Source organism: Nocardia sp. NPDC004582 (assembly GCF_053602115.1).
Genome location: NZ_JBSGCY010000062.1, coordinates 1 through 17221 on the forward strand (window position 1 = coordinate 1; position 17221 = coordinate 17221).

Annotated in this window: 15 protein-coding genes and 1 pseudogene; 6 read left to right on the forward strand and 10 right to left on the reverse strand. The window is 70.0% G+C overall.

Going from position 1 to position 17221, the window contains the following annotated elements; all coding sequences use genetic code 11:
* The 3 genes and pseudogenes from ACWELJ_RS18545 to ACWELJ_RS18555 all read left to right on the forward strand — a co-directional run.
* Positions 1 to 390, forward strand: a pseudogene (locus ACWELJ_RS18545) (RNA polymerase sigma factor SigJ); the annotation flags it as partial.
* 141 nt (positions 391 to 531) lie between these two features.
* Positions 532 to 1716 (forward strand): pyridoxal phosphate-dependent aminotransferase, encoded by a 1185-nt coding sequence (locus tag ACWELJ_RS18550; protein ID WP_452367366.1) that lies wholly within the window; start codon positions 532 to 534, stop codon positions 1714 to 1716.
* Positions 1717 to 1791: 75 nt separating this feature from the next.
* A complete protein-coding gene (locus ACWELJ_RS18555) occupies positions 1792 to 2436 on the forward strand; it encodes a LysE family translocator (RefSeq protein WP_452367367.1) in 645 nt (214 codons plus the stop codon).
* Here the strand turns inward: ACWELJ_RS18555 and ACWELJ_RS18560 are convergent, their stop codons facing one another.
* The 4 genes from ACWELJ_RS18560 to ACWELJ_RS18575 all read right to left on the reverse strand — a co-directional run bounded on the left by ACWELJ_RS18560 (position 2437) and on the right by ACWELJ_RS18575 (position 6959).
* Entirely contained in the window at positions 2437 to 3840 is a 1404-nt protein-coding gene (locus tag ACWELJ_RS18560; protein ID WP_452367368.1) for a M1 family metallopeptidase, read from the reverse strand. It lies immediately after the preceding gene.
* A gap of 61 nt (positions 3841 to 3901) precedes the next feature.
* Complete coding sequence (locus ACWELJ_RS18565) at positions 3902 to 4540, reverse strand: LysE family translocator (RefSeq protein WP_452367369.1); 639 nt, start codon at positions 4538 to 4540, stop codon at positions 3902 to 3904.
* Between the two features lie 54 nt (positions 4541 to 4594).
* Positions 4595 to 5278: a DUF3239 domain-containing protein gene (locus tag ACWELJ_RS18570; RefSeq protein WP_452367370.1), complete on the reverse strand. Its 684-nt coding sequence runs from the start codon at positions 5276 to 5278 to the stop codon at positions 4595 to 4597.
* A gap of 22 nt (positions 5279 to 5300) precedes the next feature.
* On the reverse strand, positions 5301 to 6959 hold the full coding sequence (locus ACWELJ_RS18575; protein ID WP_452367371.1) for a DNA repair helicase XPB: 1659 nt from the start codon (positions 6957 to 6959) through the stop codon (positions 5301 to 5303).
* 227 nt (positions 6960 to 7186) lie between these two features.
* On the opposite strand from ACWELJ_RS18575, the gene ACWELJ_RS18580 reads away from it, so the two are divergent.
* Complete coding sequence (locus ACWELJ_RS18580) at positions 7187 to 8737, forward strand: endoglycoceramidase I (RefSeq protein WP_452367372.1); 1551 nt, start codon at positions 7187 to 7189, stop codon at positions 8735 to 8737.
* 346 nt (positions 8738 to 9083) lie between these two features.
* The gene (locus tag ACWELJ_RS18585; protein ID WP_452367373.1) at positions 9084 to 9614 is read left to right on the forward strand and encodes an LppU/SCO3897 family protein; all 531 of its coding nucleotides are present in this window, start codon (positions 9084 to 9086) and stop codon (positions 9612 to 9614) included.
* A gap of 112 nt (positions 9615 to 9726) precedes the next feature.
* Here the strand turns inward: ACWELJ_RS18585 and ACWELJ_RS18590 are convergent, their stop codons facing one another.
* The 4 genes from ACWELJ_RS18590 to ACWELJ_RS18605 all read right to left on the reverse strand — a co-directional run bounded on the left by ACWELJ_RS18590 (position 9727) and on the right by ACWELJ_RS18605 (position 13948).
* Positions 9727 to 12000 carry a helicase-associated domain-containing protein gene (locus ACWELJ_RS18590; protein ID WP_452367390.1) on the reverse strand — a complete coding sequence of 758 codons (2274 nt, stop codon included), beginning with the start codon at positions 11998 to 12000 and terminating at the stop codon, positions 9727 to 9729.
* A gap of 277 nt (positions 12001 to 12277) precedes the next feature.
* Entirely contained in the window at positions 12278 to 12475 is a 198-nt protein-coding gene (locus ACWELJ_RS18595) for a hypothetical protein (protein ID WP_452367374.1), read from the reverse strand.
* Between the two features lie 198 nt (positions 12476 to 12673).
* On the reverse strand, positions 12674 to 13306 hold the full coding sequence (locus ACWELJ_RS18600) for a transglycosylase family protein (RefSeq protein WP_452367375.1): 633 nt from the start codon (positions 13304 to 13306) through the stop codon (positions 12674 to 12676).
* A gap of 411 nt (positions 13307 to 13717) precedes the next feature.
* Entirely contained in the window at positions 13718 to 13948 is a 231-nt protein-coding gene (locus tag ACWELJ_RS18605; protein ID WP_433592703.1) for a hypothetical protein, read from the reverse strand.
* A 137-nt stretch (positions 13949 to 14085) separates the two neighbouring features.
* Here ACWELJ_RS18605 and ACWELJ_RS18610 point away from each other — a divergent pair, with 137 nt between their 5' ends.
* Complete coding sequence (locus tag ACWELJ_RS18610) at positions 14086 to 14526, forward strand: cold-shock protein (protein WP_452367391.1); 441 nt, start codon at positions 14086 to 14088, stop codon at positions 14524 to 14526.
* 96 nt (positions 14527 to 14622) lie between these two features.
* Here ACWELJ_RS18610 and ACWELJ_RS18615 read toward each other — a convergent pair whose 3' ends face one another.
* A complete protein-coding gene (locus ACWELJ_RS18615) occupies positions 14623 to 15216 on the reverse strand; it encodes a DUF2771 family protein (RefSeq protein WP_452367376.1) in 594 nt (197 codons plus the stop codon).
* Positions 15213 to 17144 (reverse strand): MFS transporter, encoded by a 1932-nt coding sequence (locus tag ACWELJ_RS18620; protein WP_452367392.1) that lies wholly within the window; start codon positions 17142 to 17144, stop codon positions 15213 to 15215. The genes ACWELJ_RS18615 and ACWELJ_RS18620 overlap by 4 nt, the downstream gene beginning before the upstream one ends.
* Positions 17145 to 17221: the final 77 nt, after the last annotated feature.

Here is a 17221-nt window from a genome sequence, read left to right on the forward strand (position 1 = left end):
GTCGCGCTGGCCAGCGGGAACGTCGACGCCGTGGTGGCGGCGCTGCATCCGGACGTGCGCACCGTCGGCGACGGCGGCGGCAAGGTGTCCACCGCGATCAATGTGGTTGCGGGCGTGGACAAGAACGTGCGCCTCTGGCTGGGGCTGTGGCGCAAGTTCATGCTGGTCGGTGCGGGCGGCGGCCCCGGCGACGCCGCGCCCGGCCGGGAGCTCGAACCGGTCCTGGTCAACGGGCAGCGCGGCATCCTCGCGCACTCGATCCCGGCCCGCGACGGCATCGCGGGCACTCCGCGGCGGGTGTACGCCTTCACCGTGCGCGACGGCAAGGTGTGGGGCGTCTACGACGTGGTGAATCCCGACAAGTTGAGCGGCATCCGCCTGCCGCGCTGACCCGGGCCCGAGCCCCCGGGGAGATCCGGCTCGGCGGCGCCCGGAGCTGTCCTCGCGATTCGCCGCGGAAATGGCCCGCCGCCATGCTGTGCGACAAATCACGGCGTAGGGGCGTTTTCGCCGATGGATTAGGCTCCGGACATGCCGCGTATTCCGACCGTCGCCCGTCTGCAGCCGTTCGCGTCGACGATCTTCGCCGAGATGACCGAACTGGCGGTCCGCCACGGCGCGGTCAACCTCGGCCAGGGCTTTCCGGACAGTGACGGCCCCGCGGGCATGCTCGAGGTGGCGCGGCAGGCCATCGCCGACGGCTTCAACCAGTACCCGCCCGGCCGCGGCGTGCCCGCCCTGCGGCAGGCCATCGCCGCCGACCGCGCCCGCCGCTACGGCACCCACTACGACCCCGACAGCCAGGTGCTGGTCACCGTCGGCGCCACCGAGGCCATCGCGGCGACCGTGCTCGGCCTGGTCGAACCCGGCGACGACGTGGTGCTCATCGAGCCCTACTACGACTCCTACGCCGCCGCCATCGCCCTGGCCGGCGCCCGGCGCCGCACCGCCCGGCTGGTCCCCGACGGCGACGGCTTCGCTCTGGACCTGGACAGCCTGCGTGCCGCCATCACCCCGAAAACCCGGCTGCTGCTGGTGAATTCGCCGCACAACCCGACCGGCGCCGTGCTCTCGCGCGCCGATCTCACCGCCATCGCCGAACTCGCCATCGAACACGACCTGTACGTCATGTCCGACGAGGCGTACGAGCACCTCTGCTACGACGGGCACGAACACATCAGCCTGTCCACGCTGCCCGGCATGTTCGAGCGCACCATCGTGATCTCCAGTGCCGCCAAGACGTTCAGCGTCACCGGCTGGAAGATCGGCTGGGCCTGCGCGCCCGCCCCGCTGCTGGACGCGGTGCTGGCCGCCAAGCAGTTCCTCACCTTCGTCGGTGGCGGCCCGTTCCAGCCCGCCGTCGCCCACGCCCTGAACAACGAGCAGCAGTGGGTGGCCGCGCTGCGCGACACCCTCGCCGAGAAGCGACTCCGTCTCTCGGCCGCGCTCGCCGAGGCCGGTTTCGGTGTGAAGCGCAGCGACGGCACCTATTTCGTCTGCGCCGACATCACCCCGCTCGGCGCGACCGACGCCTACGACTTCTGCCGTGAGCTCCCCGAACGGCTGGGCGTCGCCGCCGTCCCGGTCAGCGTCTTCGCCGACGACAAGGCCGCGTGGAACCACCTGGTGCGCTTCACCTTCTGCAAGAAGGAGGAGACCATCGCCGAGGGGGTCCGCCGCCTCCGTGCCGGACACCAGGCCGAAGCGGTGCGCTGACGGCCTGCTGGTCGCGGTCCAGTCGGTCATGAGTGGCCCGCGACAGTGCCGCAGCGGGGCCGCAGAATTGGTCGCGTGATCGAGATGAGCGCGGTGCTGGGCGTGGCCGCCGCAGTGCTGGGGCTGGTGCTCACGCCGGGGCCGAACATGATGTATCTGGTATCGCGGACCGTGTCGCAGGGGCGGCGGGCCGGACTCGTATCGCTGGGCGGGGTGGCGGTCGGATTCGGGGTGTACCTGGCGGCCGCGACCGCCGGGATCACCGCGGTGTTCGCCATGGTGCCCGCGCTGTATCTGGCGCTGAAGGTGGCGGGCGCGCTGTACCTGGTCCACCTGGCGTGGAAGACCTTGCGGCCCGGCGGTGTCGCGCTGTTCGCGCCGACCGAGCTGCCCGCGGATTCGCCGCGCCGGTTGTTCACGATGGGTCTGGTCACCAACCTGCTCAACCCCAAGATCGCCATCCTCTACATGGCCCTGATCCCGCAGTTCGTGGTGCCCGCGCACGGGCGGGTCTGGTTGCAGAGCCTGTCGCTGGGCGCGGTGCAGATCGTCATCGCGGTCACCGTGAACGCCCTGATCGTGCTGAGCGCTGGCGCCGTCTCGACCTTCCTGGCGCGGCGGCCGCTGTGGCTGCGCGCGCAGCGCTACGTCACCGGGTCGGTGCTCGGCGGCATGGCCGCGCTGGTGCTCTCGGACCGGACGCGGCCGGTCCCGGCCTGATCAGGCGCGCAGCGGGCCGGGGTAGAGGAACTCGTCGGCCGGACGGTCGGTGCGGTCCAGCCAGGCGGCCAGGAACCCCGTCAGATCGACCGGCGAACGCGATCGCAGGAAGGTCCGGAACTCCGGCATGGACGCGTTGCCGTACTTGTGCGCCATGACGAAATCCCGGACGGCGGCGAAGAAGGCGGCATCGCCCATGGTCCGGCGCAGCGCGTGCAGGAACAGCGGACCCCGGTAGTAGACCGCGGTGAATTCGTTGTCCTTGCCCGGGTTCTGGAGCGCGATCTCCCAGAACTTCGGATTGTCATGGTATTTCGCGACGGTATCGCGGTACTCGGCGTCGACGTCCTTGCCGTCCTTGCGTTCCGGCCACAGGTAGTCGGCGGTGTAGCTGGCGAAGCACTCGTTCAGGCAGATGTCGGACCACTGCTTCACCGACATGGAATCGCCCCACCACTGGTGGGTGATCTCGTGTACCACGGTGCCGAGATCGGTCCAGGGCGCGTAGATCGGGCGCGACTGCGTCTCCAGCGAGAACTGGAGTCCGGTGTCGACATAGAGGCCGCCCGCGGTGTCGAACGGGTACGGGCCGTACAGCTCCTCCTGGAAGTCCAGGATCTCGGGCAGCCGCGCCTCCAGGTCCCGGCCCTTGGCCGCGTTCGGCGCGAAGGCGCTCAGCAGCGGAGTTCCATTGGCGCGCCGCTGTTCCAGGAACTCGAACCGGTCGACGGCGACCGTGGTCAGGTAGCCGATCACCGGCTGGCGCATCTCCCAGGACACCGTCCGGTTCGCGCCCTGCACGGTGTCGGACACCTTGTCGCCGATCGACATCACCTCCCACTCCTGCGGCACCGTGGCGTGCAGGGTGAAGGTCGCCTTGTCCAAGGGCGTGTCGTTGAGCGGATACCAGCTGCTCGCCGAATGCGGTTCACCCGCCACGAAGGCGCCGCCGCTGGGCGAGAACACCCAGCCCTCGCCGTCGGTGCCGGTCACCTCGCCCGCGTACTCCACCTGGACGGTGAACGGCAGGCCCGGCAGCAGCGGGATCATCGGGGTGACGGCCATTTCGTGCTCGCCGAAGCGATCGAACCAGGCGGGCAGGTTGTTGACGGTCACCTTGGACACCGCCGGGCCGCTGTAGTCCAGGTCGAACACCCGCAGCGCCTGGGTCGCCACCGCGTCGATGCGGGTGGACCCGGTCAGCTGATGCGTCGGCGGATCGTAGGAGATGGCGACGTCGTAGTGGCCCACGTCGTAGCCGCCATTGCCGTCCAGCGGGTAGTAGGGATCGCCCACGCCGGGCGCGCCCGCCAGCGGGTCGCTCGAATCCGCCTGCGCGGGAGCCGCGTTCGCGCCCAGCAGCAGTACCGCCCCCACTGTCAGGTACCGCCAGTTCCGAAGCATCCGCTCCAGCCGCCCTTTCCACACACGAGTGCCGACGAGCTGATGCTAATCGGCTCCGGACTCAGCTACCGCTGCCCGACACGGCCACGCTCGCCCCCAGGCCGATGATCATCACCCCGCCCGCGCCGCCGACCGCCTCCAAACGCCTGGGCGAGCGCGCGAACCATTCCCGCGCCGAACCCGCCACCAGCGCCCACACCGAGTCGGAGACCAGCGCGACCGCGATGAACAGCAGCCCGAGGATCAGCATCTGCACCGGGACCGGACCGGCGTGCGGGGCCACGAACTGCGGCAGCACCGCGGAGAAGAAGATGATCGCCTTCGGATTGGTGACACCCACCAGCATCGACTGCCGCAGCGCCCGGCCGGCGCCGACCGGTTCGGCCCGCGCCTGGAACGCCTCCCGCAGCGCGCGCCGATCCCGGATCGCCTGCACCCCGAGGTAGATGAGATAGAGCGCGCCCGCGAACTTCACGATCGCCAGCGCGATCGCGGACGCGGCCAGCAGCGTGCCCAGGCCCGCCGCGACCAGCAGCATGACACCCAGGACGCCCAGGGAATGGCCGAGCACCGACAGCAGCGCGGCCCGCCGCCCGTAGGACAGCGCCCGGCCGATGACGAAAAGCACTCCGGGGCCGGGGATTACGATCAGCGCGACGGCCGCGATCAGAAACGCCACCAGATTCGTGACGGGAACCATCAGTCCATCCTACGAAGCGGTGCAACCGGAATTCGCGGGTTCGGCGCGGATCGCTCAGCCGCGCAACTCCTCCGGCAACTGCTGCGGGTCCAGCAGCAGACGCTTGGCGTCCGCGCCGCGGACCTTGCCGGCCAGATCCAGATTGTCGGTGAGCAGCTTCCACTCGACTTCGTGGATGGCCGCGCGGGCGCGCTCGATGATGTTCAGGTCCCGGGTGCCCCAGGCGATGGGCATGGCGCTCACCGTCTGCCACAGGTCGCCGACCGGTCCGGGGGCGCGGTCCACGCGCACGGTCACCGCCGGCACCCGTTCCCCGGTGCGGGCCCGATGCCCGGGTAGCGAGCGGACCGTGCGGGTGACCAGCGCGTAGCGCGGGCCGGGGGTGTTCGGCTTGGCCAGATCGACCAGGGCCAGCAGGGTGGCCCCGTTCCCGTGGGTCTCCGACACCACCGCGGGCACCAGGTCGCCCGCGGCGTAGAGCTTGTCCACTCGGCCGCGATGCGGCATCCAGTACCCGATGAACAGCGCGGTCACCGCGGCGGCCAGGCAGGCCACCGCCAGCAGCCAGGACCACGGGTGATTCACCCAGATCAGGAACGCGGTGCCCAGTCCCAGCGCGGTGGCGGCCGTGTATGCCCAGATGCGGAGGCGTCGCAGGTACGCGACGACCTCGTTGACCGCCCGGGCATGGTCACGGTCCACCGCGAATTCGAAGCGCCGCACGTACGTCCCTCCCACCTTATGGAGGCTCTTCCTCCACTTATCCTATCGTCGGACCAAGCAGGTCGTCCGCATCGGTGATGCGATAGGCATACCCCTGCTCGGCCAGGAAACGCTGCCGGTGCGCGGCATACTCGGCGTCCAGCGTGTCACGTGCGACCACCGAATAGAAGTGAGCCTGGCCGCCGTCCTGTTTCGGCCGCAAGAGCCGCCCGAGCCGCTGCGCCTCCTCCTGCCGCGACCCGAAGGTGCCCGAAACCTGCACGGCCACCGAGGCTTCCGGCAGGTCGATGGAGAAGTTGGCCACCTTCGACACCACCAGCACCGGGATCTCGCCGCGGCGGAAGGCGTCGAACAGCTCCTCGCGCTCCTTGGTGCGGGTGGAACCCTGGATGACCGGGGCGTCGAGGTGCTCGCCCAGTTCGTCCAGCTGATCCAGGTAGGCCCCGATCACCAGGCTGGGGGAGTCCTTGTGCCGGGCCAGGATCGACTCCACCACCGGCAGTTTGGTGCGCGCGGTGGAGCACAGCTTGTAGCGCTCCTCCGGCTCGGCGGTGGCATAGGCCATGCGCTCGGCATCGGTGAGCGTGACCCGCACCTCGACACAGTCCGCGGGCGCGATCCAGCCCTGCGACTCGATGTCCTTCCACGGCGCGTCGTAGCGCTTGGGGCCGATCAGGGAGAACACGTCGCCCTCGCGGCCGTCCTCGCGCACCAGGGTGGCGGTCAGCCCGAGCCGGCGGCGCGACTGCAGGTCCGCGGTCATCCGGAAGACCGGCGCGGGCAGCAGATGCACCTCGTCGTAGATGACCAGGCCCCAGTCGCGGCTGTCGAACAACTCGAGATGCCGGTACTCGCCCTTGGTCTTTCGCGTGATCACCTGATAGGTGGCGATGGTGACCGGGCGAATCTCCTTGCGCTCACCGGAGTACTCGCCGATCTCGTCCTCGGTCAGAGAGGTGCGGGCCAGCAGTTCGCGCCGCCACTGCCGACCGGCCACGGTATTGGTGACCAGGATCAGCGTGGTGGCCTTGGCCTTGGCCATCGCGGCCGCGCCCACCATGGTCTTGCCCGCGCCACACGGCAGCACCACCACACCGGAGCCGCCCGCCCAGAACGACTCCGCGGCCAGCTCCTGATAGTCGCGCAGATGCCAGTCGCTGGACTGGTAGTCCAGGTCGATCTGATGCGCCTCGCCGTCCACGTAGCCCGCGAGATCCTCGGCGGGCCAGCCGATCTTGAGCAGCATCTGCTTGATCCGCCCGCGCTCGGACGGATGCACGATGACCGTGTCGTCGTCGATGCGCGCGCCGAGCATAGGCTGGATCTTCTTGTGCCGCAGCACTTCTTCGAGCACCGCGCGATCCAGGCTGGCCAGCACCAGCCCGTGCGCGGGATGTTTCATCAGCTGCAGCCGCCCGTAGCGGGCCATGGTGTCGACGATGTCGACCAGCAGCGGCTGCGGCACCGCGTACCGGCTGTAGCTGACCAGCGCGTCGACCACCTGCTCGGCGTCGTGCCCGGCCGCGCGGGCGTTCCACAGCGCGAGCGGCGTCACCCGATAGGTGTGCACGTGCTCGGGCGCGCGTTCGAGCTCCGCGAACGGCGCGATGGCCTGCCGCGCCGCCCCGGCCGACTCATGATCGACCTCCAACAGCAGCGTCTTGTCACTCTGCACGATGAGTGGACCGTCGGTCACGAACACCTCCTGGCTTGATCCGGGCCCGAACGGGCCTTGACCATTCTCCAGGAACCCACCGACAAAGCCACGTGACCTGCGTCCCGTGCCCCGAACGGCCCGTCAGGGGGGTTGCGCGTCGTCGGCGGATTCGGTGAAAACGGTCAAGACCAGAGTTCTGGTGGCTACGATCACCCAGAACTTGGACGCTTGTCCATTTGAGCTATTGACCCGAGAGAACCGAAAACATGCAGAGACGCTGGACGCGCGGGCTGCTGGCCGCCGCCATCGCGGGCGGGGTGACGGCCTCCGCCGTCGTCGCCGACGCCGCGCCCACCCCCACGGCCATCGGGCGGATCCACACCGACGGCGCCCGCTTCGTGGACGACAGCGGCCGGGTGGTGCTGCTGCACGGGGTGAACAATGTGGATAAGGAGCCGCCGTTCCTCCAGGCCGGGGACGGGCTCACCGTCACCGAGGACGACGCGGCGCTGCTGGCGCGCCACGGTTTCAACACCGTCCGGCTCGGGGTGTCCTTCGACGGGCTGATGCCGGCCAAGGGCGTGATCGACACCGCGTACCTGGATCGGGTCGCCGGGATCGTCGACACCCTGGCGGAATACGGGATCCACACCGTGCTCGACAACCACCAGGACGGGCTGTCGAAGGTGTGGGGCGGCAACGGTTTTCCGGAATGGGCCATCCACGCCCGCCCGGGGGCCGGGGAGCCGAACGCCGGATTCCCGCTCTACTACCTGATGCCCAGCATGAACGCGGGCTGGGACGAGGTGTGGAACAACTCCTACGGTGCGCTCGACTACCTGGGCGACGCGCTGGGCGCGCTGGCCGCGAAGCTGAGCGGGCACCCGGGCGCGATGGGCATCGAACTGCTCAACGAGCCGTGGCCGGGGACCGCCTTCCTGTCCTGCTATCCCAACGGCTGCCCGGGCTTCGACGTGAAATACCAAGCGGCCATGCAGAAGCTGACCGACGCGGTCCGCGGCCGCAACGGCGACCTCATGGTGCTGTGGGAGCCCAACGTCACCTGGAACGAGACCATGCCCAGCAACCTGGGCAAGAATCCGCCGATCAGCGCGCCGAACGTCGCGTTCGCGCCGCACGACTACTGCATGCCCAGCCAGTTGGCCATCTACATGGGCCTGCCGACCTTCCTGCGCGGCCTGTGCCCGGTGCAGCAGGACAAGACCTGGGGCAATATCGACTCGCTCACCGCGCGCACCCAATTACCCACGCTGGTCACCGAATTCGGCGACGGCGACGCGACGGTGCTGCGCAACACCATGGTCCGCGCCGACGAGCGGTTCGTCAGCTGGCAGTACTGGCACTACTCCTCGCGCTTCGGGGCGGGCGGGCCGAAGCCGGATCCGTTCCTCGGGGATGTCGGCAAGCAGCTGGTGCGCACCTATCCGCGCGCGACCGCGGGCACACCCGGGCGGATGATCTTCGACCCGGACAGCGGCGACTTCGCCTACCGGTACACCCCGCGCGCGGGAACCACCGAGATCTACGCCTCGGACGTGCACTATCCCGACGGTTACGCGGTGCGGGTCGAGGGCGGCCACGTCACCTCGGCGGCGGGCGCTCGCGTGGTGACGGTGGAGGCCGACGCGTCGACGCCGGTGACGGTGTACATCAACCGTCCGGGGTCGAAGGGCGCGACCGTGCCCACCGGTCCGATCGGAACGGGGTCGGCCAGCGGTTCCGCGAGCGGGTCGGCGGACAGCGGGTCGGCGAGCGGTTCGGCGGATTCCGGGTCGGGCACCGGCTCGACGCGGTGATGCTCGAAAGCTATTGTCGCCCTTGTGTAACGAGTTGGTCGCGGGAACCGACACGCACGTAAAGGGGCGCAGTTGGTCACGCGCCCAGTTTGTCCTATCGAGAGGTAACCACAGTGTTCTACAACGGCCTGCCGATGCTCAGCACCCTCCCCACCCTGCTCGTGAACCTGTCGTGGCTGGGCATGCGCGGCCTGTCCCTGCTGCAGCACTGAATCCGTTCGTCTTCGCCGATTGATCGGTGATGCCGTCCGGACATAACCCGGCGTCGGATGCGGGTCCGGGCGGCACACAGGTATTCTCACCGCGTTCACAGCCGTGAACGGTTCGGTGAGAAAGGTTTTCGCTAGTGAAGTTCGCAGGAACGAGGCCGTTGGTGCGCCTCGTGCTCGCCCTCGTGGCGGTGGCCGTGGCCGTGTTCGCCGTCTCCGGCTGTTCGATGCTCCAGAACGCCAGCAAGTCCGACACCGCCAAGTCCAAGGTCGGCGACTGCATCAATGTGATCGAGGGCTCGGCCACCGACTCCAAGACCGCGCCCGTCGACTGCTCCGACCAGAAGGCGGTCTACAAGGTCGCCTCGGTCGCGGACAAGAAGACCGACTGCAAGGAAGAGCAGACCTCCTACGAGGAGACCCTCAACGGCGGCACCACGGCCTTCCTGTGCCTGAGCCCCAACTTCAAGAAGGGCTCCTGCTACAACGAGAGCCAGACCACCGGCTACAAGTTCGTGGCGTGCACGGCTCCGGAGGCCTCGTTCAAGGTGATCGACCGGATCGACGGCCAGGCCGACGAGTTCGCCTGCGACGCGGCCACGGCGATCGGGTTCCGCATCATCCCCGAACCGAAGACCACCTTCTGCCTGGGCAACCCCAAGGGATAACCCAACGCTCGGGGCTGCGCTCCCCGAACCCCAGGAAGTGTCGAGACCGAGTGCTCGACACCGGCCCGGAACGCGGCGGCATCTCCGATGTCGTTCGGGTGCCGGGCTTTTCCTATTCCACCAGGGCGACCGAGGCGATGCGGTGCAGGGTGAAGTGGCGGACCGCGCCGGTGACCGGGTCCAGCGCGTCGAGCTGGCCGCCGCCGACCGCGAGCGGTTCCACCACGCGCTGCGAGGCGACGCCCTGGGCGTCCACGTAACCGATGTGGACGCGGCGGCGGGTGCGGGCGGCCAGCTGGAGCAGGTTGAGGGTGGCCTGGGTGCTGGTGCGGGAGCCGTCGGCGCGAACCGTCTGCCCGGCACGGGCATTCGCGGCGCGCTCACTCGCCCGCAATTCGGCGACCAGGGAGCGCAGCTGGTCGGTGCTGGGCGGGTTGGGCCGCCAGTTCGGGTGCGGGCGCTGCCGGGCGGGCAACCGCGCGCCGCGCGGCCGCAGGTCCACGATGGCGCCCGCGGAATCCTCGCCCGCGGGACTGAATCCGGCGGCGCGCAACCGCTCCAGCACCTCGCCCAGCGGAGCCTGGGAGATGGCGACCGTCGGTGCCACCGCGCGCAGCGCCAGTTCCCCGGCGACCGGCGCGGCCAGCACCTCGGCGAGCAGCGTGGGATCGTCACTGCGCACGAAACTCTGGGCCATGCCCGCGCGCAGCCGGCCGTGCCGGCGGGCCACATCGTCGATGAGATAGGTCAGCGACTGCGGGATGGGGGTGCGGGAGTGGGTGGTGAACAGGTGGTGCAGTTCCGCGGAGGTGGCCCCGGCGTCCAGGGCGCGGCGCACCGAGGACTCACTGATCCGGTACACCGTGGCCGCGCCCGCCGATTCGACATCGGCGACCATGGCGATCCGGTCCTGCAGCTCGGGCACCAGCGGGCCGGGCGCGATCACCGTCAGATCCGCCTGCACCAGCACGTGATCCACCGGTTCGGGCAGCGCGATCGCCATCTCCGATTCGGCGTCCTCGGGACTGCCGTGCAACAGGGCGCGGCCCGCGGAGGTGACCGCGCCGCGCGCCAGCAGCCCGAGCGCCTCGGCCTCGGCGAGGGTGGCGCGCACCGCCTCCAGCCGGTAGTGGCGGCGCCGGCGCGGCTCCCGCCAGGCCAGGATGCGACCCAGGTCGGCGGCGGAAACCTCGGTGCCGGGCGGGAATTCGGCCAGCAGGCCCAGGATGGCGTGCCGGTCGCGGACCGCGTACACGGTGCGCAGCTCGGCGGAGAGCGCCGCCAGCGGTTTGTCGTTGGCGTCGCGCAGCCCGATCATCCACGGCAGCCGGTCCAGTTCCAGCCAGGCCCGCGCCAGCACCGCCCAGCGGCGCGGCGGCACCACGGCGAGCCAGGCGTCGGAGGTGGTGGTGGGGGTCCAGAAGTCGTCGGTGCCGTCGCCCTCGGGCGCGGGCTCGGGGGCGCCCTTGTCGATCAGGCGGGCGGCGGCCAGGATCTCGGCGAGCAGGCCGAGCCGGTCCTCGTCGATACCGGTCTGCTTGGCGATCCGGCGCAGCTCGCGCACCCCGAGGCCGCCCGAACGCAGCACCGGGGCGGGCGCGCGGCCCAGCACCTCGAGCACGGAGGCGCTGTGCCGCAACAGTTCTCCCACCTCGCCCGCGGCCACCGCGTTGATGTCGGCGGGGGCGTGCTTGGTGGTGTCGGGGTGCGGTGCCGCGAGCGCGTGCGGATCGGTGACCGGCTCGTTGCGCAGCACCTGCCCGACCGAGACCGGCAGCTCCACGGTCTCCTCGTCGATCCAGTTCAGCAGCCGGTGCGCCAGCAGCCGCTGTACCGGGCGGTCGTCAGGGGTGCCGGGCGCGGCGTCGCGGGTGCGGCCGCGCGGGCCGGTGCTCGCCAGCTTCTCCAGCAGCGCGCGTTCCTGCGGCGTGGCCGCGGCCAGAGCGGCGGTGATCTCGGGTTCGGTGAGCGCGTCCGGCAATTCGGTGGTGCTGCCCAGCGGCCAGGGCAGCGCCTCCTGCGCGGCCGGTGACACCCGCAGCGCGGTGTCGGGGCCCCAGACCAGGGCTCGGGCGCGCAGCTTGGCCAGCGCGGCGTTCACGGGCGCGGCGGGCACCCGGTCCGAGAGCAGCTTGCGCAGCGTCTTGGCGGGCAGGGGAGCGCCGTGGCGACCGTCCCCGGCGCCCTGCACCACCAGGGTCTCGATGACGGCGAAGTCGAGGGTGTTCAGCTCGTCGCCCGCCCGCAGCACCGAGGCGCGCTGTTCGGTGCGGGCGGCCAGCACGGCCATCGAGGCGGGCAGGGGGACGGCCAGATCGGGGCGCAGCTCCAGCAGCGTCACGAGTTCGTCGTCGCCGCGTTTGGAAAGCCACTCGGCCAGCGTCAGATCCGCGGCCTTGGCGGACTTCGCGGTCTTGGCGGCGCGGGGCGCCTCGGGGGCGCTGTCGCCCGGGTCGGCGGCGGACGTGGCCGTGGAATCGGCGGGCGCGTCCGGGTCGCCCGTCGGGGTGGGGGTTTCGGTCACTTCACCCGATCCGTCGGGGAGTGCGGGCGCGGTTCAGCGACCGCCGCGGCGTCCAGTCGGTAGACAGCGTCTGGAGTCGTATGCGCGGCGGCCGCCCGGGAACGAGCGCCGTCAACCGCATGTCGGTCGGTACGACGAATCAGCGGTTGACGATGGTGTGCGGGTGCACGTAGGGCAGCTGCTCGACCGGCAGCGGGAACTCCATGTCCTCGCCATAGGGGGAGAGTCCACCGGAGCGGGTCGAGGAGAGCTCGGTGACCGCGTGATCGCCGTTGGCCATCTCCGGCCAGCCATTGTCCACATAGGGTTTGTTCGATTTGTTCACCACGCCGCTCATTCTGGCATGAGCACCCCGACCCGGCACTCCCCGGCACTGTGTCGGATTGCCTCCGCTTCGCTGCGGCGTGTTCGAGGCCCTGTTACCTCGGTCTTCCCTCCTCCGCTCCTCCGCTGAACGGCTGGGGCATCCGGCCGCGGGAACGCCGAAGGCCCCCATCGTCATTGATGGGGGCCTTCGGGGAGGGAACGGGGCGGCCTAGTGCGGCAGCAGGCCCTTGTTCGCCTCGAAGAAGTTCACGACGCCCGGATCGAGCTGGGTGCCATTGGCCTTGGTGGCGTTGAGGAAATCCAGTGCGGGCTGCGGGATCTGGATGCCCTGCTGCTGCGCGACCGCGATGGCGCGGTCCACGGCCTGGAAGACCTCCTGCGTGCCGTTGGTGCCGCCGCCGGGGCCGGCCTGCTGCGGAGTCCACTGCGGGACGTCGGACGCGGCGGGCGCGGGGGCCGTGCGCGGGGTGGCGGAGCTGGAGAGGCCGAGGCTCGAGGAGCAGGCGGGCCAAGCGCCCCAGCCCTGCGTGGCGAGCACCTTCTCGGCGACCGCGATCTGCTGTTCACGGGTGGCCTGGTTGGCGGTCGCGGCGTACTCGCCGCCGCCGTGGGCGGTCCAGGTGCCGGGGGAGAACTGCAGTCCGCCCTGGAAACCGTTGCCGGTGTTGATGCCCCAGTTACCGCCGGCTTCGCACTGTGCGAGCTTGTCCCAGTCGGAGTCGGGTGCCGCGCTGGCGTTTCCTGCCATGGCCACTCCCGCGCCGCCGAGGGCGATGCCGGTCAGGGCAACCTTGGCGACAGTGCGGCCGGTGTTGGTCGGCTTGCGATGGCGTCCACTCATTTTCGGGTCTTTCCTCTCGTACGCGCCTGCGAGACCGACTACCGGGGTCGGACTGAGAGGTCGTCCGGCCCGGCGCACTGGCTGTGCGCTATGCCTCGTCTTCGCCCCTTGTTCCAGTTGGGGGTCCGTACCCGCGGGGCGAAGTTCGGTGCGGCGGGCCGGTGGCGCCGGGCTGACCCGGCTGGTGGAGAACATTACGACGCCCGCCGCGAAAAATCACCATTTGGTAACCGTCGTGTCTGTCCGGGTCACTTACCGGCACAACGGGTTCCATCGGGCTTCTGCGCAGGTGGTCACGGCGAGTCTCGGCCGATAGGGGTCTGTCACCACTCCGTGACCGTCTCGTTATGTGACGAAGATCACAGGAATGGCCGGGTAACGAACTGGGCAATCTCAGCGCGCCCGACGACCTCAGCGCGCCCGGCGCCCCGACCACAGCGCGTAGACGATCGACAGCAGGAAGCCCAGTGGCGCGCACATGGCGAGCAGGTACAGCCACACCCCCGGCTTCGAATCGGTCAGCAGCCCGACGCCGAAGATGGCGAAGACCGCCAGCAACCCGATCGCGAACAGCCCCATGGCGATATAGAGCAGCCAGCCCGCGGAACGGCGAGGGGCCTGCTCGGAAGAAGTGTCGGACACCTCTCGACCGTAAAACTGATGTGCTCGGGCTATTCGCACCGGGGTAGACTCGGAGTTCAGTCGCGTCCTGCATAGCTGTGTGGGGCGCGTTCTTTTGCCCGGTTGCTCCGGGCTGGAACAACGAACGGGTGAGCGCAGTGCCGACCGGCAAGGTGAAGTGGTACGACGTCGAAAAGGGCTTCGGCTTCCTGTCCCAGGATGAGGGAGAAGACGTCTATGTTCGATCGTCGGCACTGCCCGACGGTGTCGAGGCGCTCAAGCCCGGCCAGCGTGTCGAGTTCGGTATGGCCGCGGGTCGCCGTGGCCCGCAGGCACTTTCGCTGAAGCTGCTGGAGACCCCCACCCTGCGCGAGGAGCGCGGCGGCCGGGGCGAGCGCGGTGGCCGCGGCGGCCGCGCCGACGGCGCGCCCGTCAACCGCAAGTCGGCCGACGAACTGCACGGCCTCATCGAGGACATGATCACGCTGCTGGAGACCAAGGTGCAGCCGGACCTGCGCCGCGGCAAGTACCCGGACCGCAAGACCGCCCAGCGCATCGCCGAAGTGGTGCGCGGCGTGGCCCGCGAGCTCGACCACTAGTCCGCCACTGCCGAAACGGCAATCGGGCCCCGGTGATTCGATCACCGGGGCCCGATTCGCGTTGTGGCGGACCCGGTTTCCCCGGTCCGGTGGGTCTCAGCTGAACAGCGCGGGATCGAAGGCGGGCGTGTGCACCGCCCAGATGCCGCGGGAGATGACGCCCTCGTTGCCGGCCTCGTCACGCGCCGGGATGGGCAGGTGCAGCTCCATGATGGCCAGCTTGACGCCCTCGTTGGCGGGGGTCTTGATGGTCAGCGTGCGCGGCTTGTCCCACTTGGCGTCCTTGTCGCGCTCCGGCTTGCCGGACAGCTTCCACGGCTCCTTGTAGGTGAGGATCTCCGCGTCGGCCTTGTTGTTCGGCAGGCGGTAGCCGATCAGCAGCTCCCAGGGGGCGTCGACGATCTCCTTGGGCAACGACAGCTGGATGGTGGAGCCCGGCGGCACGTCGAGGTCGGAGACCGCCTCGGTGGTGTTGCACTTGCCCATCGAGAGGCGTTCCTTGGACACCTCGAGGTCGCAGTACAGGAAGGGCTCGACCGTCACGGACTTGCCGTGCGCGTACGCGGTGATCTCGGGCTCGGACTTGTCGGTGTGGCGGGCGATGACCACGATCGCGGCGAAATAGGCCACGGCCACCACGGCTAGAACCGCCAGCAGAGCGATGATCGTGCGGGCTTTGGGTTGGTTCACCGGGTTTCCTGTCCGTTACTGGGTGGGTTCCCCGCGCCGTGCGCACCGGGAATCTCCTGCTTGGCGTGCTGAGGTCGATTACCGCCCAAACCGGGCAGCAGCGAATGCCCACGGTAGCTGACCACTGTCTGTATCAAGCCCAGCGCCATGACCACCGACACCACGCAGAATCCCTTCCACCACATGGTCGGCATCCACAGGGTGGGCAGCAGCACGCCCATCGCGCCGCCGAACACCCACGCCAGCTGCAGCACGGTCTCGGAGCGGCCGAAGCCGGACGCGACCGATTCCGGCGGCAGGTCGTCCTGGATGGCGGCGTCCAGCGACACCTTGGCCAGCGCGCTCGCACCGGCCGCGATCAGGGTGGCCAGGGCCGCGCCCATCAGGCTGTCCAGCACCGCGGCCGCGATCGCCACGGCGACGCAGGAGATGGTGCAGATCAGCACGATCAGCTGGGGGCGGCCGAGTTTCATGCGCGCGCCCGTGGCGTTGCCGGTGAAATTGCCGATGGCGGCGGCCGCGCCCACGATGCCCAGCATGGCGATCTGCTGCACGCCGTGCTTGTCGGTGGTCTTCACCACGAACGCCACATAGAAGGTGAGGAAGCCGGTCAGCACGCGCACGGTGCTGTTGCCCCACAGGCCGGTCACCACCGAACGGCCCAGTGGCTGACGGCGTTTGGTGGGCGGCACGTCCCCGGCCCGGCTGGGGTCGAGCACCTCGGTGCGGGAGTCGTCGCCGTGGTAGCCGAGGGTGGCGGGCACCTCGCCCTCGGTGTTCTCCACCCAGGCCGGGATGCGCAGGCTCAGGAACATGCCGGCGGCGGCCAGCGCGGCCGCGAAGAGCAGCGCGCCGGTCGAGCCGGTCACCTTGGCGATCAGCGCGGCCACGCCGCCCGCGCACAGGGTGCCGCCGACCAGGCCGAACACGGTGAGGCGAGAGTTGGTGCGCACCAGGTCGATTCCCGGCGGCAGCACGCGCGGGGTGACCGCGGATTTGAGCACCGAGAACGACTTGCTGAGCACCATCATGCACAGGGCCAGCGGGTAGAGCGCCCAGTTGTCGATATTGAAGATCAACAGTCCGGCCACCAGCACGCGGATCGCGAAGGACCCGGCCAGCGCGACCCGGCGGCCGTGCTGCAACCGGTCCAGCATCGGGCCGATCACCGGTGCGATCACCGCGAACGGGGCGATGGTGATGACCAGGTACAGCGCCACCTTGGTGACCGATTCCGCGGTCGCGCTGGCGAAGAACAGCGTGTTGGCCAGGGCCACCGCGATCGCCGCGTCGGTCGCGAAGTTCGCCATGGTGGCGTAGACGAGGGCGGTGAGGCCGGATTCCTCGGCGCCGTCGGCCTTGGCGGCGCGCTGGAAGGTCGCGAATCCGCTCTGGGTCAGCTCGATGCTGCGACGGGCCGCGACCCGGGTGACGGTGAGTTTCCGGGGCGGCTTGTGCAGTCCGCCGCTGTCGTGGGCGGCGGGGTCGGCCTGCGAATATGGCTGTGTGGGAGTCGCTTCCGAGTGCGGCCCTTCGGTGCCGGCGTGTTCCTGGGCGTGACCGGATTCCGGGTCGTAGCGCACCCGCCGGGTGGTGTTGAAGTCGTGCGGTTGCTGCCAGGTGTCCGGATCGTCGGTGCCGTTGCCGGACGGCTGGGTCCGGTACGGCCGGGTCGGCGGGTTGTCCCCGGACTTGTCGTGGCGGCGGCGCGCCCAGCGCGAGGTCCGGCCCGCCGCGTCGCCCGGCGACTCGTCACCGGGATCGCGCCGGGATTCGGCGCGCGGCGCCGCGGGCGGGTCGGCGGGACGCGTGGGTGCGCGCCGGGTGAGGAATTCCGGTACGTCGGTCTCGTCGCGCGGTGGGACGGATCGCCGCCCCGCGCGGTTCGCGGGCGGATAGCGGTCGTACCCCGGATGCCGTTCGATCATCGGTGAGTCCTCGTCGCCCCAGCGACCGGGATCGGCACCGGGGTCACGGGGAGCAGTCACGCCCCCAATTCTTGCAG

Coding starts and splice junctions, on each gene's coding strand:
- ACWELJ_RS18550 (WP_452367366.1), top strand. CDS start 532: ATGCCGCGTATTCCGACCGTCGCCCGTCTGCAGCCGTTCGCGTCGACG.
- ACWELJ_RS18560 (WP_452367368.1), bottom strand. CDS start 3,840: ATGCTTCGGAACTGGCGGTACCTGACAGTGGGGGCGGTACTGCTGCTG.
- ACWELJ_RS18565 (WP_452367369.1), bottom strand. CDS start 4,540: ATGGTTCCCGTCACGAATCTGGTGGCGTTTCTGATCGCGGCCGTCGCG.
- ACWELJ_RS18580 (WP_452367372.1), top strand. CDS start 7,187: ATGCAGAGACGCTGGACGCGCGGGCTGCTGGCCGCCGCCATCGCGGGC.
- ACWELJ_RS18595 (WP_452367374.1), bottom strand. CDS start 12,475: ATGAGCGGCGTGGTGAACAAATCGAACAAACCCTATGTGGACAATGGC.
- ACWELJ_RS18600 (WP_452367375.1), bottom strand. CDS start 13,306: ATGAGTGGACGCCATCGCAAGCCGACCAACACCGGCCGCACTGTCGCC.
- ACWELJ_RS18620 (WP_452367392.1), bottom strand. CDS start 17,144: ATGATCGAACGGCATCCGGGGTACGACCGCTATCCGCCCGCGAACCGC.